Origin of the sequence: Streptomyces sp. NPDC002734 (assembly GCF_040295685.1) — a bacterium.
Classification (GTDB): Bacteria; Actinomycetota; Actinomycetes; order Streptomycetales; family Streptomycetaceae; genus Streptomyces.
The window spans coordinates 1-21,190 of record NZ_JBEOVU010000059.1 but is presented as its reverse complement, the minus strand read 5'-3'; the positions used below and the strand labels follow the sequence as shown (position 1 = coordinate 21,190).

The following is a 21,190-nucleotide window of genomic DNA, read 5'->3' as shown; positions in this document are numbered from 1 at the left end:
CGACCAAGCCGGTGCGGCCGGTGCTGACGGTGAAGGACAGGTTGTCGAAGACCGGCGTCTCGTCGGGCCAGGCGAAGGAGAGGCTGGAGCAGACGCCCGACGGACCACTCCTCACCGGATCAGGCCCGCCCTCGTCCGTAACGGCCCGGGGTGACACCGAGGTGACGCCTGAAGTGCCGGGTCAGATGGGACTGGTCGTGGAAGCCCGCCGCGACCGCCACCTGGGCGGCGGGCCGGCCGTCCAGCAGGAGCCGCCTGGCCCGCTCCACCCGACGGGCCGTCAGGTACTGGTGCGGCGCGATCCCGAACGCCGCCGCGAAGGCCCGCACCAGATGGGTGGGGTGCGCGTGGACCAGCCGCGCCGCCTCGTCCAGCGTGACGCCCTCCACCGTCCGCTCGTCGAGGAGTTCCCGCAGCCGGTGCGCGACGCCCCGGGCGGCGGCCCCGGTGGCCGACGGCGCCGTGGAGGCCCGGGGCGGCCCCAGGTGCTCCCGCAGCCGCTCGGCGATCAACCGCAGGCGGCTCTCCGCCTCCAGTTCGTCACCGGACCGGCCCAGCGCCGCGTGCAACTGCCCCACCCGACGCCGCAGCACCGGGTCATCAGGCTCGCTTCCAGCACGCTCAGGTCCAGGTACACGACCCGCTTGCGGAAGCCCAGCGGCGTGGCCGGCGCCCCGTTGTGCGCGACGTGCGGCGGCAGCAGCGAGACCACGTCCCGCGGCGTGCCGCGCCCCCGGTGCCGGTCGAGGTCGTACCGCACGGCGCCGGCGTCGACGATCAGCAGCGTCCACGCGTCGTGCACGTGCATCGGATAGGCGTGCTCCGCGAACCGGGCGTGGAACACCTCGACGACGCCCGGGATCCCCGGCCGCCACGCGGTCACCTCCGGGCCCGTCGGTACCTGCATGCCAAGAACGTACAAGACGGTACGAAGGCCCGGCGGCCACGCTCGCACCATGAGATCCGACACGACGACGACCGGCGTCGCCACCGTCCCGCCCGTCCGCTTCGACACGAAGATCGCCGTCCTGCTGCGCACCGACCTCGCGCCCTGGCAGCGCCGCAACGTGACGGCGTTCCTCGTCAGCGGGCTGGGGACCGAGCTGCCCGAGGTCGTCGGCGAGCCCTACGCCGACGCCGACGGCACGCCCTACCTGCCCATGTTCCGCCAGCCCGTCCTGGTCTTCGAGGCCGCCAAGGAGACGATGACCGCAGCGCACGGCCGCGCCCTCTCCCGGGACCTGCCCCGCGCCGTCTTCACCTCCGACCTCTTCGCCACCGGCAACGACCACGACAACCGCGCCGCGGTCCGTGCCGTCCCGCGCGACGACCTGGACCTCGTCGGCCTCGCGGTGTACGGGCCCCGCAACGCGGTGGACAAGGTGCTCAAGGGGGCACGGATGCATCCCTGACGCGAGGGCGCCGGCGGCGGACGAGGGCGCGGTCAGCGAGGGCCCTGGTGCTCCGGGGGACCCTCCTCGGCCTTCGTGGCCCGCGCCCCGACGTCCTCGGCCGCCTCCGGGTCCAGGGCCGCTTCCGGGGTCAGGACCGCCTCCGGGCCCATGAGCGAGGGCGGCGTCGACCCGGCGGCGTCCGGTCGCGCGCCGCGGCCCGGGAAGCACACGGCCGCGGCGACCGCCCCCGCCGCTGCCGCCACGAGCAGCAGGACGCGGTGGTCGACCAGGGCGAGCAGGCCCGCCCCCGCCGCCAGCGCCAGGGCGTTCGGTGCGAACAACAGCGTGTTCGCCGTGGCCGCCGATCTGCCGAGCAGCTCGGCCGGGATCTCCCGCTGCACGGCGGTCATCGCGGCGATCAGCACGCAGGGCAGGCCAGCCCCCACCAGCGCGGAGGCCAGCAGCGAGACCGGCACCGACGGGACGACCCGCAGGCCGACGCCCAGCGCGAACAGCGCGATGCCCGCCGCCGCGAACGCCCGCTCGGGCACGCGCCGCAGCAGGGGACCGGCGCACAGTCCGCTGAGTACGGAGCCACAGCCCTGCACCGCGTACAGCACTCCGGCGAAGGCGGGTTGACGGTGCAGTCCGGCGTCGACGACGGCGTACACCGCCGCCCCGTTCAGCCCGGCCACACCCATGGTCGCCGCACCGGCCAGGACCAGACGCCGCAGGGCGGGACGAGCCCACAGGCCGCGCATCCCCTCGGTGGCGTCCGCGACCCGGTGCGGGGCGCCGGCGGCGGAAGGAACGGGCTCGGACACCCGCATGAGGGCGAACGCCGCCGCGGCCAGCACGAAGGTGGCGGCGTCCAGCAGGACCACCCCGGCGCCACCGAACCGCACGAACAACCCCGCGCCGACCAGCGGCGCCACCAGCTTCATGCCTTCGTTCGCCGTCATCCGCAGACCGTTGAAGTCGCCGCGCAGCGGCTCCGGCACGGCGGCGGCCACCAGGGCGGCCTCCGCGGCGTCCAGCAGCACCGTGCCGACGCCGTACAGCGTCAGCACGACGAACAGGAGCGCGACGTCGTCCTTCTCGTCCACCCCGAGGAGGGGCAACAGGGCCAGGCCCATCCCGAGGTTGACCAGGACCAGCAGCGGCCGGCGCCGTACCCGGTCCGCCACCGTGCCGATCAGCGGACCGGCCAGCAGAGGAGCCCACACGCAGAAGGTGGTCAGCGCCGCCAGACTGTCCGACCCGGTCAGCGACTTCGCCCACACCCCGGCCGCCAGCGCCATGGCCGAACTGCCGAAGCCCGAGACCACGACACCGCCCAGGTAGAACGCCACCTCGCGGTCACGCAGGACCCGCCCTCCCACCCAGCCCACGCGGCGCCCCTTCCCACCGGTTGCCCGCACCACCCACCCGGCAGAGCGTACGGCCGTCGCCGCCGCGACGGCAGGCGTACGGAGAGGGTCGGCCGGTGCCCGCGCAGGCCATAACCTGAACGCAGCAGGGCAGTTGATCTGACGGAGACCGAGCCAGCACAGCCTTCGGTGAAGGGAGCCCGCCCCATGCCCGCCAGCGACCCAGCAGGCCCCGGCGTCCATCTGTCGTCGCTCAAGGTGAGCACCCCCCAGCGCATCCAGCCGGGCCCGACCTACCGGATCGTCCGGTTCCCGTTCGGGTCCGCCGAGTCCACCGACCCCCACGGGATGCACCAGGCTGCGCAGCCCGACGGCCGCACGGTGACCGACTGGGCGTCCGACGACCGGTCGGGACTGATCTGGCCGTCGGTGCGCGGCTGGGGTCAGCTGTACGCCATGCTCCAGTGGGCCGAGAGCACCGGCGCCACCGAGTACCGCGACCAGTTCGCGCGCGACCCGCTGGAGTTGGCCGGCCCGGTCGACACCACGGCGACCGAGCACCGCGCGCCCACCATCGGCGGCGAGTACTGGGTCAAGGTGTGGGGCATCGTCTGCAATCCCGGCGTCCCGCTCGCCGTGCGGGTCACCCACAACGCCCCCGGCCCGATCAACCTCACCTTCGCCGAGTTCAAGCTCGTCATCCAGCCGCTCGCCGAGTGAGACGGAGCCGCCCGGCCGGCTCGCCGCGCGCCTCGGTACGGCGAGCCGTTCCCCCGGACGGCGTCGCGGGACAGGATCGCGTCAACGGCAATCTTGACGAGAAGATGCCCGGCGCATGCGTTGACAGGGCAGGTGCGGAGTCGCTGAGATGAGATGGGAGCGCTCCCATCACTCCTGCACCCCCACACCCGCACCCCCACGGAGGAACACGTGCGCACTCACCCCACCCGATTACGCCAACGCCCCCTGGTCTCGGCGTTCCTGGCGGCCTTCGCCGCCGTCGGTCTTCTCCTCGTGGCCCTGGTCACCGCTCCCAGCAGCAACGCCGCGGATTCCGGCTGCCGGGTCGACTACACGGTGAACCAGTGGACCGGCGGCTACACCGCCGCCGTCAAGGTCACCAACCTCGGCTCCGCCGTCACGGGCTGGCGTCTGACCTGGACGTACGGCGGCGACCAGAAGGTGACCTCCGCCTGGAACGCCACGGTGACCCAGAGCGGGCAGAACGTCACCGCCGTGGGCTCCGGCTGGAACGGCAACCTGGCCACCGGCGGCTCCGCCGAGTTCGGCCTGCAGGGCAGTTACCAGTCCTCCAACCCCACGCCCACCAGCTTCGCGCTCAACGGCGTCGCCTGCAACGGCACCGTGACACCGACCGACCCCGGCACCCCGACCACGACGCCTCCCACGACGCCCCCCACCACCTCCCAGCCGCCGACCAACCCGCCGGGCGGCGGCTGCGGCGGCGCGGTGATCTGCGACGGGTTCGAGGACCAGAGCGGTTCGACCCCGGCCGGGAACTGGAAGCTCGAGGCCCCCGACTGCCAGGGCACCGGCAAGGTCAGCGTCGACGGCTCGGTCGCGCACAGCGGCAGCAAGTCGGTCCGCGTCGACGGCAAGGCCGGCTACTGCAACCACGCCTTCCTCGCCACCACCAAGGACATCGCCTCGGTGGGCCCCGTGATGTGGGTCAAGATGTGGGTCCGGCACACCACCGCGCTGCCCGCCGCCCACGTCTCCTTCGTCTCCATGCCCGACAGCTCCCAGGGCGGCAAGACCCTGCGCGTCGGCGGCCAGAACAGCGCCCTGCAGTGGAACCGTGAGATCGACGACGCGACGCTGCCCGCCCAGAGCCCCAACGGCGTCGCCCAGAGCCGGGCCCTGCCGACCGGCAGCTGGCAGTGCCTGCGGTTCAAGATCGACACCTCCAACGGCAACCTCGACACCTGGCTGGGCAGCGAGCAGGTTCCGGGTCTGCACGCCGACGGCGTCCCCACCGGCGACATCGACCAGCAGTGGCTGTCCCGCACCACCGCCCCGCGGCCGACCGGCCTGCGGCTCGGCTGGGAGAGCTACGGCGTCGGCGACGACACCCTGTGGTTCGACGACGTGGCCGTCAGCCGCTCGGAGGTCACCTGCTGACAGGGGCCCGCACGCCCCTGCCACCCGGACGGCGCGGAACCGCTGACCCGCGCCGCCCGGGCCCAGGCCCTCCGGCGGGCAACCGCCTGGGGGCCGGGGCCGTTCTCCCAGCGGGCACGGGTCCTTGGCGTCGCCGGTAGGCCCGGTGACGGCGCGTCGAAGCGCCCCGCTAGGCTCGCGCCATGCTGCGCCCCTGGATCCTGTCGATGGTGTGCGTCCTCTGCGGTGTCGCCCTCGCCGCTCCCCGGGTATCCCGAGGAGAGCCCGTCGAGGCCGCCGTCTTCCTGCTGCTGTTCGTCCTCCTCGGTGGTCTCCTCTCGCCCCTGGTCTTCCCGCGGTCGCTCGACGCGGCCGAGGCGCAGCGCCGGAGCGCGGCCGATGGACGGCCGATCGTCTACTGGCGCCCGGGCTGCACCTACTGCCTGCGGCTCCGGATCCGCCTCGGAACCAGCGCCGGCCGTCTGCACTGGGTCGACATCTGGCGCGACCCGGCCGCCGCGGCGGCGGTGCGGGAGGCCAACGGCGGCGACGAGACGGTGCCGACCGTCGTCGTGGCGGGCCGGCCGCACACCAACCCCGATCCGGCCTGGGTGCGCGCACAGCTCTCCCGCCGCTCCTGAACTCCTCGCGCACGTCCCCGCACGCACGGGCCGCCCCGCCCCCGGCGGTGCGGATGCCGGAGGCGGGGCGGCAGGCGGGCCGCGGGGGAGAGGCGGTCAGGAAGCGGTGCAGGTCAGGTTGGACGGAGCCGTGGTACCGCCGCCGACCGTGTAGCCGAACGTGACGGTGGCCCCGGCGGCCAGCGTGCCGTTCCACGCCATGTTCCGGACCGTCACCGCGCCGCTGGTCCCGGTGTTGACGCCGTTCCACAGGCTGGCGATGCTCTGGCCGGAACCGAGCGTCATGCCGACCGACCAGCCGCTCACCGAGGCGGTGCCGCTGTTCCGGACGGTCACCTCACCCTGGTGACCGCCGTTCCACGAACTGACCGTGCGGTGCGTGGCCGAGCAGCCCGCGCCCGGGGCGCCGCCGGTGCTTCCCGTACTCCCCGTGGTGCCGGACGTCGTCCCGGCCGTGGTGCCCGAGGTCGTGCCCGTGGTCGTCCCCCCGGTCGTGCCGCCCGTCGTCGTCCCCGACGTGCCGCCTGTCGTCGTGCCCGAGGTCGTGCCGGACGTGGTGCTGCCGGTGGTGCCCGTGCTGCTCCCTCCGGACGTGCCGCCGTCGGCGAGCGTCGGAGTCGTCCAGTCCCGCCACCCCGACAGGCTGCCGGCCTTGGACCCGGCGATCCGGAAGACCCCCGGCCCGGACCCCGAGTCCTTCAGGAAGGCGTTGATGCTCTGCGTCATCGGCGTGCGCCACTCGGACCGGGTGGCGCAGTGGGTGCCGTCCTGCACGTCGGACCAGTAGGAGATCGAACTCTGGGCGCCGAGTGCCCGGTAGACCTCCGCGCCGCCCAGCGCGGCCACGCTGCCGGACTTGGCGGACAGCCAGTCGACGTGCGGGTTCTCCATGACGAACAGGCCGCGCGGAGCGATCATGCCGATCATCTCGTGGGTGTCCACCGGCAGGTTGTTCGGGCTCGAGGTGTACGAGCTGAACGCGTCCCCCAGCCAGGGCTGTTCGCCGTACGCGCTGCTCAACGACTGGGCCCCGCTCTCACCGTTGACCCCACGCAGGATCGGCGCGCCGCCGGTGCCCGACTCGACGGGCATGGTCAGGGCGATCCGCTGGTCGAACGCGCCCGCCACGAAGGCGCCCTTGCCGTACCGGGAACAGCCGGTGACCCCCAGCGCGTCGCCCTTCAGCACGCCGGCGCCCGACTGCTGGATGACGTCGATGATCCGGCTGACGCCCCACGACCAGGCCATCAGCAGGCCCGTGGAGCTGGTGTTGCCGTAGAGCGTGTAGAAGGCGCCCTGCTTGTTGTTGCGGGCGGTGCCCTCACGGCCGACCGCGAGCGGGTCGTAGCTGATGACGGCCGCGCCCGCGGCCTTGATCGTGGCGGTGTCCGCGCCGAGCCCGCCGACGACGATCACGGCGGGGAACGGACCGCTGCCGCTGGGCAGTTCGACCTTGGCCGAGAAGCCGGCGCTGCGGCCCTGGTCCGACACGTTCACCGTGATGCTGCTGGAGGAGACCGTGCCGGACACGGTGGGCTTCGCCGGCTTCTGGCCGTAGACGGTGCGCTCGGCCAGCTCCCTGATCTCCGCCCGACGGCACCGCCAGTCGGCCTTGCTGGTGATGCGGGTGCCGTCGATCCGCTTGAACGGGTCGGGCAGCTTGGCGTCCGAACCGGACGGCGTGCTCCCGACGGCGCAGTCGGCGCCCTCGTCCTCGACGGCCGCGGCGGCAGCGGCCGGGGCAGCGGTGGTGTCGGCCCGGGTCGCGGCGTCGGCCCGTGGATCGAGGGCGGTCAGCACCAGGATGACGGTCGCGGCGAGCGCGGCCACGGCCCACGCCCAGGGTCGGTGCAGGGGTAAGCGCATAGGACCTCCAAAGGAGGGCGCACGGCCGGGCAGGGGTGGCCCGGGGGCGCGCCAGGTGGGGGGACGGTGCGCTCCGGCCCGGTGGAGCTCCTCGGCACCGGAGAGACACCTCCTGGCCGGCGAAGCGCACGGACTGCTGGGGGCGCCCGGCCGGGGAGGAAGCGCTTTCAGGCTAGGAACGGAGCCGGGGTGTGACAACGCCCCGGTACCACCCGTCTCAGGTTGGCCGTTCTCGCCCTCCTACCCCCGGTACCGTCGGCCGCCCCAGCCGGACGGATCGGCGGAAACCGGTCTCCCGGGCCCTTCCGCCCCGTCGTGCGATGGGCTCATCCGGCCACATCCAGGACAAGCCCGAAACTTTCCGAATGTTTCGGGCGTTTTCCCGGTCGGCCGGCTACTCCCCGACGGGCAGTTCCCGGGCCCTGAGCCTGGCCGCGGCCCTGAGGTCCTTCAGTACGGCGTGGAACTCGTTCCGGCGGTTCTGGTCGAGGTTGAGCGGCAGGTCCAACTGGGCGATGAGCCGGGACTCGAGCACCGTGGGCGTCTCGTGCTCCACCCAGCAGACCCGGGCGTGTGCCCTCATCCACCGGTTGAGCTCCGCCTCTCCGGCCCGCCCGAAGGTCATGCGCGTGCCGCTGCCCACCCGCCGCAGTTCCAGGCCGAGCAGGCAGCCGAGCGAGAGCCGGAGGGTGGAGCCCTCCGCGTTGCCGCGGCAGTGGTACCGCACGCGGGTCCGCAGGTTCTGCCTGCTGACGCGGCTCGTCATGGAGCGCGGCGCCATGCCGACGTAGAGCAACCCCCGCCCCTCCAGGGCCGGATGGAGCGCCTCGTCGAAGTGCCAGCCGTATACCCCGGCCGCCGCCGGCACCGGGCCGGGACTCGACATCACCTCGTCCACCGACCACAACCTGTCCGGACGCGTGAGCACGTCGGCTTCCATGTCGGTTCCCCCCACAGGAACAGGTCGCTCCGCGGCACGGCGCGACAAGAGCGACACCGTACATCGGTGTGCCGTACATCTGTGAGGGGGTGGGGCAATCCGGTAAGCCGACGGAGAGCCTTGCCGGGTACGGTGGCGGACCAGGTGTCGTGTGATCGCCGACAGGGGGCGTGGTGGGGGAGCTCGTGGGCGCGGCCGGACCGGGACGCATGACGCGCGAGGAGCTGACGCACCGTCTCTCCCTGCTGCGGCGCGCCCGGATCGGCGGCAGTCGGGCGCCGCACAAGCCGTTGCTCGTGCTCTGGCTGCTCGGCCGGTTCGCGGAGACGGGAAGCACCGAGGTGTCGTACGAGATGGCGGAGGAACCGGTCAGCAGACTGATCAACGACTTCGGCCCGGCGGTGCGAAGCCCGGCGGCCGCGCGGCAGCGGGCCGCGATGCCGTTCGTCCACCTCGAGCGGGAGTTGTGGGACCTGAGGGACAAGGACGGTGAGGAGATCGGGCCCGGCGCCCCCGAGCGGCGCGGGTGGCTTCGGGACCGAGGGGCCCACGGCCGGCTGCGGCCCGAGGTTGAACTGCTGCTGACCGAGCCCGGGATGCTCGGCCAGGCCGTGCGGCTGCTGATGGAGCAGCACTTCACCACCGCCCTCGAGACGGTGATCTGCGACGCGATCGGCCTCGACCCGGCAGGCCTCGCCGAGCCCGCCGAGCTGCCCGCCACGCGCCGCAGGCGACGGCGGACCGCCTTCACGGAGGAGGTCCTGCAGGCGTATGCGTACGCCTGCGCGTTCTGCGGGTTCGACGGCGCGCTCGGCCGGAACCCCGTCGGGCTGGAGGCCGCCCACGTGCGCTGGCACAGCCAGGACGGACCGGACGAGTTCGGCAACGGGCTCGCTCTCTGCTCGCTGCACCACACCCTCTTCGACGTCGGCGTCCTCGGAATCCTGCCCGACCTGCGCATCCAGGTCTCACCCCTGTACGTGGCCCGGAGCGCGGCGGCGAGGGCGACGGACATGCTCCACGGACAGCCGGTGGCCCTCCCTCGTCCCGGCAGGCCCCGCCCGGAGCCGGAGCACGTCGACTGGCACGCGCGGCAGGTCTTCAAGGGCGCCGGCGCCGCGGCGGCGTAAGCACCGCGCGGACGCGGTGTGGGGGCCGGCGCCGTTGCGGCGCGGGCACCGGCGCTGCTGCGGCGGCGCAGGCTCCGGCGGTCCTGCGGCGCAGGGCGTCGTCATGGCCCGCGACGGGGCTGTCGTAATGTCCGGGGCATGACGACGCTGATGACGTACGCCGGACCCGAGGAGCCGAACGCACTGGTCACGCGTACCGGAGGTCTGCCACTGGCGCCCGAGGGGACGGCCTGGCCGACCTGCGTGGAGTGCGAGGGGCCCATGCAGTTCCTGGCGCAGCTCCTGCTCGACGGACAGGCGCGGCCGCTGCGGGGCGACGGCGGCCGGGCGGAGCTGGTCATGGCGGTGTTCATGTGCCAGACCGATCCCGGGATGTGCGACGCGTGGAGCCCCACCGGCGGGGCGAACGCCTCCTTCCTGTTCCCGGTGGACGGTCTCACCCCGATGACGGCCCCGGAGGTGGACGACCCGGAGACGGTCCTTCTCGGCGCCTGTCACGCCGTGCGGCCGGTGGAGTCGCCGCAGGAGACGTACGGGGACGCGTACGAGGAGTGGGTACGGGCCGACGGCAGGGAACCGGGGCACCTCCTCGGGCAGCTGGGCGGCCGCCCCGACTGGTTGCAGGCCGACGAGACCCCCTCCTGCCCCGGGTGCGGCCGGGGGATGGAGTTGGCGGCGCAGCTCGAGGAGGGCCCGGACCACACCACGAACATGAACTTCGGCGGCTGCGGGGCGGCGTACGCCTTCGTGTGCGGGCCGTGCCGGGGGAGCGCGTTCCTCTGGCAGTGCTGAGGTCCGCGGCCCTCCCGTGAGGTGCCGGCTCCCTTTCCGCTTCACCTGCCGTTGGGCGCACAACCATCGGCCGTTTCCGTGTGTCTTCCTGGTGAGGCACACCCGCGCGCACCGCGCCCCGCCCTCGTCCGCTTCCCCAGGAGGAACACCATGGCGCTCCGCCGACCCGCCATATCGACCGCGGTGGCCGCCGCGCTGATCGGATCGCTCGGCGTCCCGGTCCTCGCGGGCACCGCCTCCGCGGAGGCAGCCGCCCCCACCGTGCGCGAGGACTTCGACGGGGACGGCTACCAGGACGTCGCCGTCTCCGCTGCCGGCGCGAAGGTCGGCGGCCACCCGCTGGCCGGCTACGTCACGATCAGCTACGGCTCCGCGCACGGCATCGATCCCACGCGGACGACGACCATCAGCCAGGACACCGCCGGCGTCCCCGGCGCGTCCGGCGAGAACAAGGTGTTCGGCTACGCGCTGGAGGCCCGTGACCTGGACGGCGACGGCCTCACCGACCTGGCCGTCGCCACCCGCGACTACCAGGAGGACACCAACGTCAGCGGTGCGGTCGTCGTGCTGTGGGGCCGGACGACCGGCGTCTCCGGCCAGGGCGCCGTCCGGATCGCCGCACCGGCGAACTCCGAGGTCGGCGAGGACCTCGCGGTCGGCGACTTCGACCACGACGGTCACGCCGACCTGTTCATGCGCCACGGCGACGAGTACGACTACCACGACGTGCTCTACGGTCCCATCGGCCGCGACGGCGTCCCCGCCCGCGAACAGCAGCTGCTGGTGTACAGCACCGACAACAACATCAACTCCACCGCCGTGGGCGACTTCAACGGCGACGGCATCGAGGACCTCGCCACCTTCTACGTCTACGAGAACCACGCCGAGGGCGGCAAGCTGTGGCTCGGCAGCGCGGACGGCCTGTCCACGGTCCCCTCGCGGCTGTCCTCCGCGTCGAGCACCGCCGTCGCCGACTTCGACCGCGACGGCTACGCGGACCTCGCCACCCGGGTCTTCCCCAACGGCATCACGGAGAACCTCGAGGACGACCCCGGCACCGTCAAGATCTTCTACGGCTCCGCGTCCGGACCCAGCTCGACGCGTACCAGGACGATCACGCAGAACACGTCGGGCGTGCCGGGAGTCAGCGAGAAGGGTGACGAGTTCGGCGGGCGGCTGAGCGCGGGCGACGTCAACGCGGACGGCTACCCCGACCTGGCGGTCGGCGTCCCCGGTGAGGCGATCGGCTCCAAGGCGAGGGCCGGCGCCGTCGTGGTGCTCAAGGGCGGCAAGGGCGGGCTCACCGGCACGGGTGCCCAGGCCTTCCACCAGGACACGACGAGCGTCCCGGGTGTCGCGGAGTCCGGCGACGTGTTCGGCGGCTCGGTGCGGCTGCTCGACGTGACGGGAGACGGCAAGGCCGACCTGGTCGCCGGCGCGCCCGGCGAGAACCTGGGCACCGTGGTGAACGGCGGCGCGGTCTGGCAGCTGCGCGGAGCCACCTCCGGCGTGACGGCGTCCAAGTCGGTCGCCGTGAACCCGGTCGACATCGGGGCGCCGGCGGCGAAGGCGTGGTTCGGCTGGAACCTGAGCGGCGACAACGGCCCGGGCGTGATCATCCCCTAGCCCGCTTCGGCGTGCAACGTGCTCCAGACATGGGCCAGTTGACGTGAGCCGCGCCTCGATCACCCGACGAGGTGCGGCTCCCCGGCAATGACACAATGCCCGCATGGATCATGCTGCGGCACGCTTGTGGACCGAGTCCTGGGTGACGGCCTGGAACGCGCACGACCTGGACGCGCTGCTGGCGCACTTCACCGAGGACGTGACGTTCCGGTCGCCCGTGGCCGCCCAGCTGCTCGGCGGCGACGGGGTGATGCGCGGCAAGGAGGCGCTGCGGGCCTACTGGACCGAGGGCCTCCGTCGCATCCCCGACCTGCGGTTCGAGGTCGTCGGCAGCTACGTCGGCGTCGACTGCTTGGTCGTCAACTACCGCAACCAGAAGGGCGGCCTGGTCAACGAGGTCCTGATCTTCGACGGCCCGCTGGTGCGTGAGGGGTACGGCACCTACCTCGGCGAGGACGTCAACCCGGCCGGGGCGCGGTAGCCCCCTCGCGCGGTCATGGCGTGACCTCCAGGGTCGCCCCGAGGCCGGATCACCGCACCAACTTGTATTTGTCCACGGTGGGATGACCGTATGAAACCTGAGCACTGCGTGACCAGGAACCACATCGAGGTGTGGAACGGACGCGTTCTGCCGTCGGGACGGAACCGGGTCAGGTTCTGGACGGTGCTGCGCGGCTCCCTCCTGCCGATCCTGGTCTGGACGGTTGTCGGGTACTTCGCGTCCGTCCATGTGCCGCTGGTGGCGATGATTCTCGGTGGGCTTTTCGTGTTGTCGTTCCTCGTCGGGATCGGGCTCCGCCGCAGGGCAAGGCACTCGGTTCGCTGCAGCGTCTACGGTGCGCTTGGCGGGGTGCTCGACAAGTCCATGGCGGGGTTCTGAGGCGTTGCGACTTCCAGGGGGCCGGTCGTTGTCCTGAGCGTATGGACCGATGCGCGGTGGCCAGGGTCGCTCCCTGTTGGGCTTGCGGCGGCTGTCCTCCTGGCCCGTCAGTGCGGCGACAAGACTCACCGGAATATCAGCCCACGGAGCGGATTTCGAAGCCGAGCCTCTGCAGGTGGTCGACCGTCTTGCCGTTGACGCCCCCGGAGAACTCATCGGGCGTCAGCGGTGCGCGGCCGGGAAGGAAGCCGTGCGCCACGCCGAGAATCGCCTTGGAGTCGTAGTCCCGGCCGTCGTGGACCAGGAGGTACTGGCGTGACCTGCCGAAGCCGTGACGCTCGAGGAAGGCGTCCTGCCCGAGACGGTCGTACTCGCGGATCGCTTGCTCCACGGCGGTGCGGGTGATGTCTGCCAGGGCCATGGGCGCAGCCTATGCCGAACTCCCCTCCTGCGTGGGGAGTTGCCGATTGAGGGCAGCGCGAATCGGTCCGGGTGGCACGCCGGGGGAACGGTCCCGGAACGTGGCCTGCCCGTCAGCTACGCTGCGCCACTGGTCATCCCGCTGGAGCCCGGTGGAATGTGCGGGCGGCCCTCCGGCGGTTCCCGGGCTGAGAGTGGGGCGCTTTCATGGCATGTCGGATCGGTGAGCTGGTCCTCGACTGTCGCGAGCCGGAGGTACTCGCGCGGTTCTGGTGCGAGGTCCTGGACTTCGTCGTCCTCGGGCGTGAGGACGACGGGTCGGTGGAGGTCGGGCCGCGCGAGGGGTTCGGCGGCCCGCAGCCGACGCTGATCCTCAGCCCCAGCGACGAGCCGAAGCGGGGGAAGTCCCGCCTGCACATCGACGTCAACCCCACCGACCGCGAGCAGGACGCCGAGCTCGAACGTCTCCTGGCCCTCGGCGCCCGTCCGGCCGAGATCGGGCAGACGGGTGACGAGTCGTGGCACGTCCTCGCGGATCCGGAGGGCAACGAGTTCTGCCTGCTCAGGGCGCGCATCGACCCGGTCTGACACCCCCGCGTCGGCACTGCTCTGCGGTGGCGACGGCGTGCGGTGACGACATGGCGATTCGTCGACTTCGCAGGAGTCGCCATCAGTCCGGGCGGCAGCCTTTCCAACGGGGGGTCAGGTCGGGACAATAAGGCTCCTATCGGTACCGCTGGATCTTGCCTGGCCCCGTCCCTCGACGTGGCCGTGGGTGAGTCCCGCGCGTGCCCCTGCTGACGCCGGCGTCCTCCGCGGCGTCCTGGTGGAAGGACGAACGGCGTGGCGTACGAGGAGTACGGCGACGGGCCCCACGCGGTGATCGCGCTGCACGGCTGGTTCGGTTCGGCGGCGGCCTGGCGGCCGTTGCGTCCGCACCTGGACGGCTCCCGGTTCCGGTACGTGTTCCCCGACTACCGCGGCTACGGGTCGCGGCTCGAGGAGTCCGGCGACTACAGCCTCAAGGAGGCCGCGGCGGACGTCCTCGGGCTGGCCGACCGCCTCGGGCTGGAGCGGTTCTCGCTGGTCGGTCACTCGATGGGAGGCGCGGTCATGCAGCGGGTGCTGGCTGACGCGCCGCACCGGGTGCGCGCCATGGTCGGCATCTCACCGGTACCGGCCAGTGGGGTGCCGTTCGACGACCAGGGCTGGGCGCTGTTCTCCGGAGCGGCCGAGGAGCGTGCCAACCGGCGCGCCATCATCGACCTGACCACCGGTAACCGCCTCAGCGGGGTATGGCTGGACGCCGTCGTCGCCCAGTCGTGGCGCCACTCCACCCCCGACGCCGTGGCCGGCTATCTCCAGGCCTGGGCGAAGACCGACTTCCACACCGAGATCAAGGGCAGCACGGTCGAGGTGAAGGTGATCGTCGGGGAGCACGATCCCGCCCTGGGCGCCGACGTCATGGAGACCACGTTCCGCCAGTGGTACCCGCGCTGCGAGGTGGAGGTGCTGTCCAACGCCGGGCACTACGCGATCGACGAGACGCCCATCGCCCTCGCCACCTCCGTGGAGGAGTTCCTGGCGCAGCGGTGACCCGTTCGGCGGCAGCGCCGTACGGGGCGCTGCCGTCGGGCCTCGTACGACGCCTCCGGCGGCCGCGGAGGCAGGTCCCATCGGGCGCCGCCGGCGCTGACCCCGGCGCGGCCCCGACCGCGCCCCCCGGCCTCGCTGCGGCCCCGCTGGGGGCATCGTCGTGACGGCCGCGCTGAGCGCGGCCGTCCAGCCGCCTCGCACCCCACCACCCCCACCGATCCCGCACCGCCGAAGAGACCGGGCGGGCAGCGGGTGCCGGGGCCCGCGCATTCGTCGCGTTGAGGGCCAGGTCGCGGCGGCGCGGAAGCCCGATCGGGTGGACACGGCCGGTTTCGCCTGGGAAGATCCACCCTGCGGCCCTCGGCCGCTTTGACGTCCGCCGGCTTCCTGCCGTCCCGCGGGCAGGCCGACGACGCGCCGGTTCGACCGAGGTCCTGGCGCGAAGGTCTCGGCACTCGTCCCGCCGCCCCCGTGAATCCCGCAGCCGGGCCAGGCCCGCTCGCACGCGGCCGGACGTGATGCGCATGGGCGCGCCTGTGCGTCACCCGTGCTTCGTGAGCACTGCGCAGTTGTCGTCCCCGGGCGATCATCCCCGGCTCCGGGCGCTCCAGAGCATTCACCGCTGAGGTGAGCGAGCCGAAGCGCACGATCCTCCCTCGGCCGTGACGCGGCCACGTCACGCCGGATCCACGCACTCCCGGGCCAGGCCCAAGGCCTCGCCGCCGTGTCGCCGGCTGCCGCCCGGTCATCCCCATCATCCCGGTCATCCCGGTCCGATCAACGAGAGGTGTCTTCGCGATGCGTCCCACGCTGTACACCGTCGGCCTGCCCGACTTCCCTGGCCGGTTGAGCACCATGGCGAAGCCTCGCGGCGCCGACTGGCTCGAGGACGAGATGCACGCCCTGCGCCGGGCGGGCGTGGACGTGCTGGTGTGCGCGCTGACGTCCCCCGAGCTCGTGGAGCTGGGCCTCGGCGGGGAGGCGGAGGCCGCCGCGGCCGCCGGGCTGCGGTTCGTCGCCGTGCCCATACCTGACCGCACGGTGCCGGACGCCGACGCCGTCCTGCCGGTGCTGGGCGACCTCGCCCGGCGGCTGCGCGCGGGCGCGCACGTCGCGACCCACTGCCGGTTCGGCATCGGCCGGGCGTCGCTGCTCGCCGCCGCGCTGCTCGTGCTGAACGGGGTGGACCCGGAGATCGCCTGGACCCGCATCGAAGAGGCGCGTGGCCTCGCCGTACCGGACACCTCCGAGCAGCGCAGGTGGGCCGCGAGGCTGAGCGGCGACGCGGACGGTGCCGGACGATTCTCGCCGTGATTGCGGGTACTCGGTGGCCGGAGGATCTCCCAGCGACGTCGCCGGGGAGGAGACGCCGGAAGGGAAAGCCCGCTGTGACCGACGCGGCAAGACTGGACAAGGCCCTCACCGCTCTCGTGGTGGCGAGCCATATCGCCAGGCTCGAGGACCTGCCGGGCATGGTGCGTGAGCACGCCGAGGCCGCGGGGCTGCACGACGTCGTCATCCATGTGTCCGACCTCCAGGAGAAGGTGCTGCGCGAGGTCACCGGCCGGGGACCGGACGCGGGCGCGGGCGGCACGGAGTACTCCATCGCGGGAACGCTGCCCGGGCTCGCCTACCGTCGGGTGGACATGATCGGCGAGCCGGATCCGTCGGGCGACGGCGGGCTGCGCCGGTGGTGGATGCCGGTCGCCGACGGTGTGGAACGGCTGGGAGTGCTCCGCGCGGACACCGCCCTGGACGTCGAGGGTGAAGGTGTGCGGGACGCCCTGTACGCGCTGGCCTCGGTGGTCGCGCTGCTGCTGCTCAGCAAGAGGGCGTTCAGCGACTCCTACGCCCGCCTGATCCGGACCGCGCCGATGAGTGTCTCCGCCGAGATGCAGTGGCACCTCACCCCGCCCTCGGCGTTCGCGGGCGCCGGCACCACGGTCGCCGCGGTGTCGGAGCCCGCCTATGCCGTCGGCGGTGACGTCTTCGACTACGCGGTGGCCGACAGCACGCTCCACCTGGCCGTGTTCGACGCGATGGGACACGACGCCACCGCCGGACTGACCGCGAACATGGCGCTCGGCACCTGCCGCAACGCCCGCCGCCAGGGCGCCGGTCTCGTCGAGACGTCGCAGGCGATCGAGAGCGCCCTGATCGAGCAGTTCGGGCACAGCCGCTACGTCACCGGCATCCTCGCGGAACTCGACCTGCGCACCGGGCGGCTGACCTGGATCAACCGGGGCCACCACCTGCCTGTCCTGTTGCGCGCCGGACGCTGGTCCCAGGAGCTGTACTGTCCGCCGGCCGGGCCGATGGGGGTCGCCCTCGGGCTGCCGGTGACCGTCCGGCAGGAGCAACTGGAGCCTGGTGACCGGCTCGTGTTGTACACGGACGGCATCGTCGAGGCGCGGGACGAGAAGGGCGAGGAGTTCGGTCTCGAGCGCTTCGTGGACTACATCGTGCGGCACAACGCCGACCACTTGCCCGTCCACGAGACGCTGCGGCAACTCGTGCACGCCGTCGTCGACCAGCACGCGGGGCAACTGGTCGACGACGCGACCGTCCTGCTCGCCGAGTGGCTGGACCCGGACCAGGACTGCCTGCTGCCCTGAGCGGGGAGGGAGCGGCGGCCAACCCCTGGACGGGCCGGCCGCGTGGGCCGGCCGTGCGGGCCGCCGCCGGCCCGCGGCGGGGTGCGGCGGATCTGCGTCTCAGAGCAGGACCAGCAGCTTGGTGCCCGGGATCAGCTTGCGGTTGACCGAGGTGGACTGGACGAAGACGGTGTACGCCTCGTTGCTTCCCGGCGTGACGGTGACCTCGCTCTCCGGGAGGCCGAGGAGCTGGCGGGCGGCGGGGCCGGTGAAGACCTTGCCCGTCATCCGGCCGGTCTTCGGGTCCTTCTCCGCGACCGCGATCTTCTTCCGGGGCTGGATCTTCTCGCGCTTGGAGAGCTCGTAGAAGGCGCAGCCCGTCGTGTAGGGGTGGCCCGCGCTGGTGACGAAGTCGCGGATCGCCGACTGCTCGTCCACCGGTATGAGCACGTACTTGCCGGCGTCCAGCGCCTGGAGGCTGCCCTTGACGGCCGTGCTGCTGAGGTCCTGGCCCATCGCGAACAGGTTCCTGGTGCCGCGGACGCCCTGCTCGCGGTCGCGCAGGAACCGGGTGGCCGCCGACTTCACCGCCCCGATCGCCTCCTCGACGCCCTGCGCCGAGTCCGCGTCCCAGATGGAGATGTTGCCGGTCGGGAAGCCGTACTGCTGGGCGGTTCGCTTGGCCAGGGAGTTCGGCACCATGATGGCCGACGTCCAGTTGTCGGGCAGGCCGTTGAGCTTCTCGGCGATCCTGGTCCGCCACTCGTCCAGCAGCGCGCGGCCGTTGGGCAGGTGGTCGTGGCGCGAGCCGGTCTCGTCGGCGCCGGAGGCGTTCTCCTCGCCGTCGGTGACGACGACCTGGAGGAAGCTGTGCTCGCCGTACTCCTCCCAGATGTGCTCGAGGTCGTCGAGCGCCTTCACCGAGGCCTGGATCAGCGCCGTCGCGCCGTTCTCGACGGTGTACAGGCCGCGCATGGACGGCAGATGCTTGACGTCCATGTCCCAGACCAGGTTCTCCACCAGGTGGTCGAAGGCGTAGAGGCTGATGCGGGTCTCGTGGCCGAGGCGGTCGGACTCCTCCGCGAGGCCCTTCACGAACTCGTCGACGACGCGGATGAGTTGCTCGGAGTGCCCCTGCATCGAGCCGGACTTGTCGATGACCAGGGCGACATGGTTCACCAGGTGCTTCTTGAGGCGGGCCTTCACCGTCGTGCTCATCGCGTCGATTCCCTTCGGTTCGTCTCCCCGCGACCGTGACTGTGAACGGACGTACGGGGATACGGCTTCTCGGACGAAGGGCGTGGCCAGCTGCCCTCAGCGAAGCGCCGGGACCGCGAACCCCGGTGCCTGGACGGTGTGTTCCGTCCGGCTGATGTCTCCAACTCTAGGGAGGACCACTGACAACGCGTGAGCACGGCGGTGGGGCCCGACTGCGGGCCTCGAGGGCGAGGTGCGCAGGTCAGTCGCGGGCCGTCGGGCGGCCGAGGTACCAGACCGGACCGTCGTCCTCGACGGTGAGCTCCTTGAAGCCCATGCGGTCGTAGAACGCGCGGGCGCGGGTGTTGGACTTCGACATGCACAGGTGGACGGCCTCGACCCCCGACGCGTGGAGGGCGTCGAGGAAGGTCTCCATCAGCGCGCGCCCGAGGCCGTGTCCCTGGCACGCCGGGAGGATGTCGATGTGCAGGTGAGCGGGATACGGCGGCAGTTCGGGGCGGACCATGCGCTCCGGGTTGTGCAGGAGGCCGGCCATCACCTCGTCCATGCCGGGCTCCCCGTCCCGCGGCCCGGGGGCCGGGTAGGTGTCGGCGGCCGCCGGAAGCCAGTGGTCGCGGAACCAGGCGGCGAAGGCGGGGGTGTCGGCGGTACCGAGGATGTAGCCGACCGCCTCGCCGTTGCCGTCGTCCACGACGAAGGCGAGCTCGGGCTCCCGGTCGACGTAGGGGTACGCGAAGAGGAGGGGGAGGATCTCCGGGTCGGCGTAGTGCGGGGTGGCGTCGCCGCCGTCGTAGGCGGTGAGGACGCATACCTGGCCGACGGCGGAGCGGTCGGAGGGGCGGTAGGGGCGGACGAAGGGCGCGGCAGTCATGGCCCGATCATGACACCGGGTCCCCGGCCGGGGAACGGGCCTTCGCCCACGGGACGGTGAGCGGGGAGACGGAACGGCTCCTGCCCGTCCGGAGGGGGCGCGAGGCGGTCACCAGGGGGCGGGACCCCGTATCGCCCGCCGGGCAGCCACGGCGGGTCCGCCTGACGCGACGGGTGCCGCCGGGCAGGGCGGGGCCGGGCACCGGACGACAGGTCGGGATGCGGGGCGGCCTCCGGCCGCCCGTCGTCGCGGCTGGGACAAGCACCGCACCTGGCTGCGGCCAGGTGCACGGTTCGGCCGCTCGGTCAGTCCTGCGGCCGAAGACGCTGTCGAGCGGCCTCGAGCCGCTGGTCGTAGTCCGGTGCGAACAGCTCAGGGAGCGCCTTGTCCAGCGTTCCGGCGATCCGATGGATCGGAGCCCAGACCGCCGGGTCGTCGACAAGGTGGCTGAGGTCGGTCATCTGGACCCTCTCCAGCCAGTGGACTTCTTCAGCTTCCAGCCCACCCACAAGCTCTGGTTGCTCGGCAACCACCGGCCCGAGGTCGGCACCGGCGGATTCGCCTTCTGGCGACGGATGCGCCTCATCCCGTTCGAGCGGACCGTCTCCGACGACCGGAAGATCGACAACCTTGCCGACATCCTCGTTACCGAGGAAGGCGCGGGCATCCTCGGCTGGCTCATCGACGGCGCCCGCCGCTACGTCAACGGCGACCGCGACCTCACCGGCCCCGAGCGCGTCCGCATCGCGACCACCGCCTACGCCGAGACCGAGGACCATACCAGCCGCTTCTACGACGAGTGCTGCCTCCTCGACGAGAACCTGCGCGCCGAGCAGAGCGGTCTCTACGCCGCCTACCGCGCCTGGTGCCAGAATGAAGGGGCGCCGGCCATGTCGTCACGCGCCTTCGCGGCCCGCACCCGCGAGCTGGTAGGGCTCAGCAGCCCGAAGCAGATGATGACGTCCAACCAGCGCAAGTACTACCCGGGCATCGGACTGCTCGCTGACCAGGAAGGTGAGGGAACGGCATGAGCTCCCTGATCACCGAAGAGGAGATCAGCCACGAGACCGAGCTCGTGTGGCTGGAGGACGTCGAGCCCCTCGACTACGTTCGCCAGAGTCTCGACCGTCTCCCCACGCGCAAGGGCAAGCCGGCCTATCACCGCGACGGCCGCATGGTGGGCTATGCCCTCCTGAGCCCCGACGCGAAACCGTCCCGCTCCTCCGGAACGTTCCGCCGCCGTGTCTTCTGGCTCCTCCCGCACGACCGGGACACCGACCCCACCGGCCTCTACGCCAAGGGCGCCCCCGCCGAGGCCGTCGACCCCCGCACCCTCGCCGCGGGCGTCAAGGGCTACAAGACGGAACGTTCCGAGGGAGGCCCGCCTTCGAGCGCGATGCGGGAGCTGGGCATAACGCTGCCGCTCTAGGGCTCGCCGCGGCGGAGCCGAAGGTCGCGCTGGCCCCCAGTTCCTTGGCAGGACTGGACGATGCCCTGTCCTGCCCGGACGTACCGTCCCCATTGGTCGGGGTGGTCAGTGCAGCCGGTCGAGTGCGGCAACTGCCTGGCGCTATGCGAAGGTCCTGGACGTTTCGCCCCGTGGGCACCCGGCCTGCACAAGGCCCTAACCGGACTGAACGATGACGAAATCTCCTTCGCCCAGGCCGACGAGGGCCTCGTGCAGGCCGGGCGCCCAGGCGGCCAGGACCTCGACGGTCTCGTCCACGTACC

The 21,190-nt window shown here is 72.4% G+C and carries 21 protein-coding genes and 3 pseudogenes; 15 read left to right on the top strand and 9 right to left on the bottom strand.

Translation table 11 applies throughout. The annotated features are described in order from the left end of the window. Positions 1 to 119 precede the first annotated feature (119 nt). Positions 120 to 907 (bottom strand): annotated as a pseudogene (locus ABT026_RS31565) (helix-turn-helix transcriptional regulator). 49 nt (positions 908 to 956) lie between these two features. On the opposite strand from ABT026_RS31565, the gene ABT026_RS31560 reads away from it, so the two are divergent. After that, positions 957 to 1,412: a DUF2000 family protein gene (locus ABT026_RS31560; RefSeq protein ID WP_351118631.1), complete on the top strand. Its 456-nt coding sequence runs from the start codon at positions 957 to 959 to the stop codon at positions 1,410 to 1,412. A gap of 32 nt (positions 1,413 to 1,444) precedes the next feature. Here ABT026_RS31560 and ABT026_RS31555 read toward each other — a convergent pair whose 3' ends face one another. Next, positions 1,445 to 2,785, bottom strand: coding sequence for an MFS transporter (locus ABT026_RS31555; protein ID WP_351118630.1), 1,341 nt, complete (start codon positions 2,783 to 2,785; stop codon positions 1,445 to 1,447). A gap of 186 nt (positions 2,786 to 2,971) precedes the next feature. On the opposite strand from ABT026_RS31555, the gene ABT026_RS31550 reads away from it, so the two are divergent. From ABT026_RS31550 to ABT026_RS31540, 3 genes are all read left to right on the top strand, one after another. After that, on the top strand, positions 2,972 to 3,484 hold the full coding sequence (locus ABT026_RS31550) for a hypothetical protein (RefSeq protein WP_351118629.1): 513 nt from the start codon (positions 2,972 to 2,974) through the stop codon (positions 3,482 to 3,484). A gap of 210 nt (positions 3,485 to 3,694) precedes the next feature. Next, positions 3,695 to 4,906, top strand: coding sequence for a cellulose-binding domain-containing protein (locus tag ABT026_RS31545; RefSeq protein WP_351118628.1), 1,212 nt, complete (start codon positions 3,695 to 3,697; stop codon positions 4,904 to 4,906). Positions 4,907 to 5,088: 182 nt separating this feature from the next. Beyond that, positions 5,089 to 5,526: a glutaredoxin domain-containing protein gene (locus tag ABT026_RS31540; RefSeq protein ID WP_351118627.1), complete on the top strand. Its 438-nt coding sequence runs from the start codon at positions 5,089 to 5,091 to the stop codon at positions 5,524 to 5,526. A 96-nt stretch (positions 5,527 to 5,622) separates the two neighbouring features. Here ABT026_RS31540 and ABT026_RS31535 read toward each other — a convergent pair whose 3' ends face one another. After that, positions 5,623 to 7,392, bottom strand: coding sequence for a glucuronyl esterase domain-containing protein (locus tag ABT026_RS31535; RefSeq protein WP_351118626.1), 1,770 nt, complete (start codon positions 7,390 to 7,392; stop codon positions 5,623 to 5,625). Positions 7,393 to 7,786: 394 nt separating this feature from the next. Next, the gene (locus ABT026_RS31530; RefSeq protein WP_351118625.1) at positions 7,787 to 8,332 is read right to left on the bottom strand and encodes a GIY-YIG nuclease family protein; all 546 of its coding nucleotides are present in this window, start codon (positions 8,330 to 8,332) and stop codon (positions 7,787 to 7,789) included. Between the two features lie 209 nt (positions 8,333 to 8,541). Between ABT026_RS31530 and ABT026_RS31525 the strand changes: the two genes are divergently transcribed. The 5 genes from ABT026_RS31525 (at position 8,542) to ABT026_RS31505 (ending at position 12,760) form a co-directional block, all read left to right on the top strand. Next, positions 8,542 to 9,462 carry a phosphorothioated DNA-binding restriction endonuclease gene (locus tag ABT026_RS31525; protein ID WP_351118624.1) on the top strand — a complete coding sequence of 307 codons (921 nt, stop codon included), beginning with the start codon at positions 8,542 to 8,544 and terminating at the stop codon, positions 9,460 to 9,462. Between the two features lie 138 nt (positions 9,463 to 9,600). After that, on the top strand, positions 9,601 to 10,254 hold the full coding sequence (locus tag ABT026_RS31520) for a DUF1963 domain-containing protein (RefSeq protein ID WP_351118623.1): 654 nt from the start codon (positions 9,601 to 9,603) through the stop codon (positions 10,252 to 10,254). Positions 10,255 to 10,404: 150 nt separating this feature from the next. Then, positions 10,405 to 11,880, top strand: a complete 1,476-nt coding sequence (locus ABT026_RS31515) for an FG-GAP and VCBS repeat-containing protein (protein WP_351118622.1) — start codon at positions 10,405 to 10,407, stop codon at positions 11,878 to 11,880. A 103-nt stretch (positions 11,881 to 11,983) separates the two neighbouring features. Further along, a complete protein-coding gene (locus ABT026_RS31510; RefSeq protein ID WP_351118621.1) occupies positions 11,984 to 12,361 on the top strand; it encodes a nuclear transport factor 2 family protein in 378 nt (125 codons plus the stop codon). Between the two features lie 90 nt (positions 12,362 to 12,451). Beyond that, positions 12,452 to 12,760, top strand: coding sequence for a hypothetical protein (locus ABT026_RS31505; RefSeq protein ID WP_351118620.1), 309 nt, complete (start codon positions 12,452 to 12,454; stop codon positions 12,758 to 12,760). Positions 12,761 to 12,896: 136 nt separating this feature from the next. Here the strand turns inward: ABT026_RS31505 and ABT026_RS31500 are convergent, their stop codons facing one another. Next, a complete protein-coding gene (locus tag ABT026_RS31500) occupies positions 12,897 to 13,181 on the bottom strand; it encodes a ScoMcrA-related endonuclease (protein WP_351118619.1) in 285 nt (94 codons plus the stop codon). A gap of 206 nt (positions 13,182 to 13,387) precedes the next feature. Here ABT026_RS31500 and ABT026_RS31495 point away from each other — a divergent pair, with 206 nt between their 5' ends. The 4 genes from ABT026_RS31495 (at position 13,388) to ABT026_RS31480 (ending at position 17,391) form a co-directional block, all read left to right on the top strand. Then, the gene (locus ABT026_RS31495; RefSeq protein WP_351118618.1) at positions 13,388 to 13,768 is read left to right on the top strand and encodes a VOC family protein; all 381 of its coding nucleotides are present in this window, start codon (positions 13,388 to 13,390) and stop codon (positions 13,766 to 13,768) included. A 255-nt stretch (positions 13,769 to 14,023) separates the two neighbouring features. Next, the gene (locus ABT026_RS31490; protein WP_351118617.1) at positions 14,024 to 14,776 is read left to right on the top strand and encodes an alpha/beta fold hydrolase; all 753 of its coding nucleotides are present in this window, start codon (positions 14,024 to 14,026) and stop codon (positions 14,774 to 14,776) included. Between the two features lie 798 nt (positions 14,777 to 15,574). Next, positions 15,575 to 16,090 (top strand): protein-tyrosine phosphatase family protein, encoded by a 516-nt coding sequence (locus ABT026_RS31485; RefSeq protein ID WP_351118616.1) that lies wholly within the window; start codon positions 15,575 to 15,577, stop codon positions 16,088 to 16,090. 74 nt (positions 16,091 to 16,164) lie between these two features. Continuing rightward, positions 16,165 to 17,391, top strand: a complete 1,227-nt coding sequence (locus ABT026_RS31480; RefSeq protein ID WP_351118615.1) for a PP2C family protein-serine/threonine phosphatase — start codon at positions 16,165 to 16,167, stop codon at positions 17,389 to 17,391. Positions 17,392 to 17,490: 99 nt separating this feature from the next. On the opposite strand, the gene ABT026_RS31475 is transcribed toward ABT026_RS31480, so the two are convergent. The 3 genes from ABT026_RS31475 to ABT026_RS31465 all read right to left on the bottom strand — a co-directional run bounded on the left by ABT026_RS31475 (position 17,491) and on the right by ABT026_RS31465 (position 19,920). Further along, positions 17,491 to 18,588 (bottom strand): vWA domain-containing protein, encoded by a 1,098-nt coding sequence (locus ABT026_RS31475; RefSeq protein WP_351118614.1) that lies wholly within the window; start codon positions 18,586 to 18,588, stop codon positions 17,491 to 17,493. Positions 18,589 to 18,829: 241 nt separating this feature from the next. Continuing rightward, positions 18,830 to 19,459: a GNAT family N-acetyltransferase gene (locus tag ABT026_RS31470; RefSeq protein WP_351118613.1), complete on the bottom strand. Its 630-nt coding sequence runs from the start codon at positions 19,457 to 19,459 to the stop codon at positions 18,830 to 18,832. A gap of 305 nt (positions 19,460 to 19,764) precedes the next feature. After that, positions 19,765 to 19,920, bottom strand: a complete 156-nt coding sequence (locus ABT026_RS31465; RefSeq protein ID WP_502968090.1) for a hypothetical protein — start codon at positions 19,918 to 19,920, stop codon at positions 19,765 to 19,767. A 21-nt stretch (positions 19,921 to 19,941) separates the two neighbouring features. Between ABT026_RS31465 and ABT026_RS31460 the strand changes: the two are divergent. Then, positions 19,942 to 20,490, top strand: a pseudogene (locus ABT026_RS31460) (phage/plasmid primase, P4 family); the annotation flags it as partial. After that, on the top strand, positions 20,487 to 20,888 hold the full coding sequence (locus tag ABT026_RS31455) for a DUF6009 family protein (protein ID WP_351118610.1): 402 nt from the start codon (positions 20,487 to 20,489) through the stop codon (positions 20,886 to 20,888). The pseudogene ABT026_RS31460 and the gene ABT026_RS31455, both read left to right, overlap by 4 nt. A 207-nt stretch (positions 20,889 to 21,095) precedes the next feature. Here ABT026_RS31455 and ABT026_RS31450 read toward each other — a convergent pair. Then, a pseudogene (locus ABT026_RS31450) lies at positions 21,096 to 21,190 on the bottom strand (IS5/IS1182 family transposase); the annotation flags it as partial.

What these genes read in the sequence shown, in the direction of transcription:
- ABT026_RS31560 (WP_351118631.1), top strand. Translation starts at nt 957, where the DNA reads ATGAGATCCGACACGACGACGACCGGCGTCGCCACCGTCCCGCCCGTC.
- ABT026_RS31550 (WP_351118629.1), top strand. Translation starts at nt 2,972, where the DNA reads ATGCCCGCCAGCGACCCAGCAGGCCCCGGCGTCCATCTGTCGTCGCTC.
- ABT026_RS31540 (WP_351118627.1), top strand. Translation starts at nt 5,089, where the DNA reads ATGCTGCGCCCCTGGATCCTGTCGATGGTGTGCGTCCTCTGCGGTGTC.
- ABT026_RS31535 (WP_351118626.1), bottom strand. Translation starts at nt 7,392, where the DNA reads ATGCGCTTACCCCTGCACCGACCCTGGGCGTGGGCCGTGGCCGCGCTC.
- ABT026_RS31530 (WP_351118625.1), bottom strand. Translation starts at nt 8,332, where the DNA reads ATGGAAGCCGACGTGCTCACGCGTCCGGACAGGTTGTGGTCGGTGGAC.
- ABT026_RS31525 (WP_351118624.1), top strand. Translation starts at nt 8,542, where the DNA reads ATGACGCGCGAGGAGCTGACGCACCGTCTCTCCCTGCTGCGGCGCGCC.
- ABT026_RS31520 (WP_351118623.1), top strand. Translation starts at nt 9,601, where the DNA reads ATGACGACGCTGATGACGTACGCCGGACCCGAGGAGCCGAACGCACTG.
- ABT026_RS31515 (WP_351118622.1), top strand. Translation starts at nt 10,405, where the DNA reads ATGGCGCTCCGCCGACCCGCCATATCGACCGCGGTGGCCGCCGCGCTG.
- ABT026_RS31510 (WP_351118621.1), top strand. Translation starts at nt 11,984, where the DNA reads ATGGATCATGCTGCGGCACGCTTGTGGACCGAGTCCTGGGTGACGGCC.
- ABT026_RS31505 (WP_351118620.1), top strand. Translation starts at nt 12,452, where the DNA reads ATGAAACCTGAGCACTGCGTGACCAGGAACCACATCGAGGTGTGGAAC.
- ABT026_RS31500 (WP_351118619.1), bottom strand. Translation starts at nt 13,181, where the DNA reads ATGGCCCTGGCAGACATCACCCGCACCGCCGTGGAGCAAGCGATCCGC.
- ABT026_RS31495 (WP_351118618.1), top strand. Translation starts at nt 13,388, where the DNA reads ATGGCATGTCGGATCGGTGAGCTGGTCCTCGACTGTCGCGAGCCGGAG.
- ABT026_RS31485 (WP_351118616.1), top strand. Translation starts at nt 15,575, where the DNA reads ATGCGTCCCACGCTGTACACCGTCGGCCTGCCCGACTTCCCTGGCCGG.
- ABT026_RS31475 (WP_351118614.1), bottom strand. Translation starts at nt 18,588, where the DNA reads ATGAGCACGACGGTGAAGGCCCGCCTCAAGAAGCACCTGGTGAACCAT.
- ABT026_RS31470 (WP_351118613.1), bottom strand. Translation starts at nt 19,459, where the DNA reads ATGACTGCCGCGCCCTTCGTCCGCCCCTACCGCCCCTCCGACCGCTCC.
- ABT026_RS31465 (WP_502968090.1), bottom strand. Translation starts at nt 19,920, where the DNA reads ATGACCGACCTCAGCCACCTTGTCGACGACCCGGCGGTCTGGGCTCCG.
- ABT026_RS31455 (WP_351118610.1), top strand. Translation starts at nt 20,487, where the DNA reads ATGAGCTCCCTGATCACCGAAGAGGAGATCAGCCACGAGACCGAGCTC.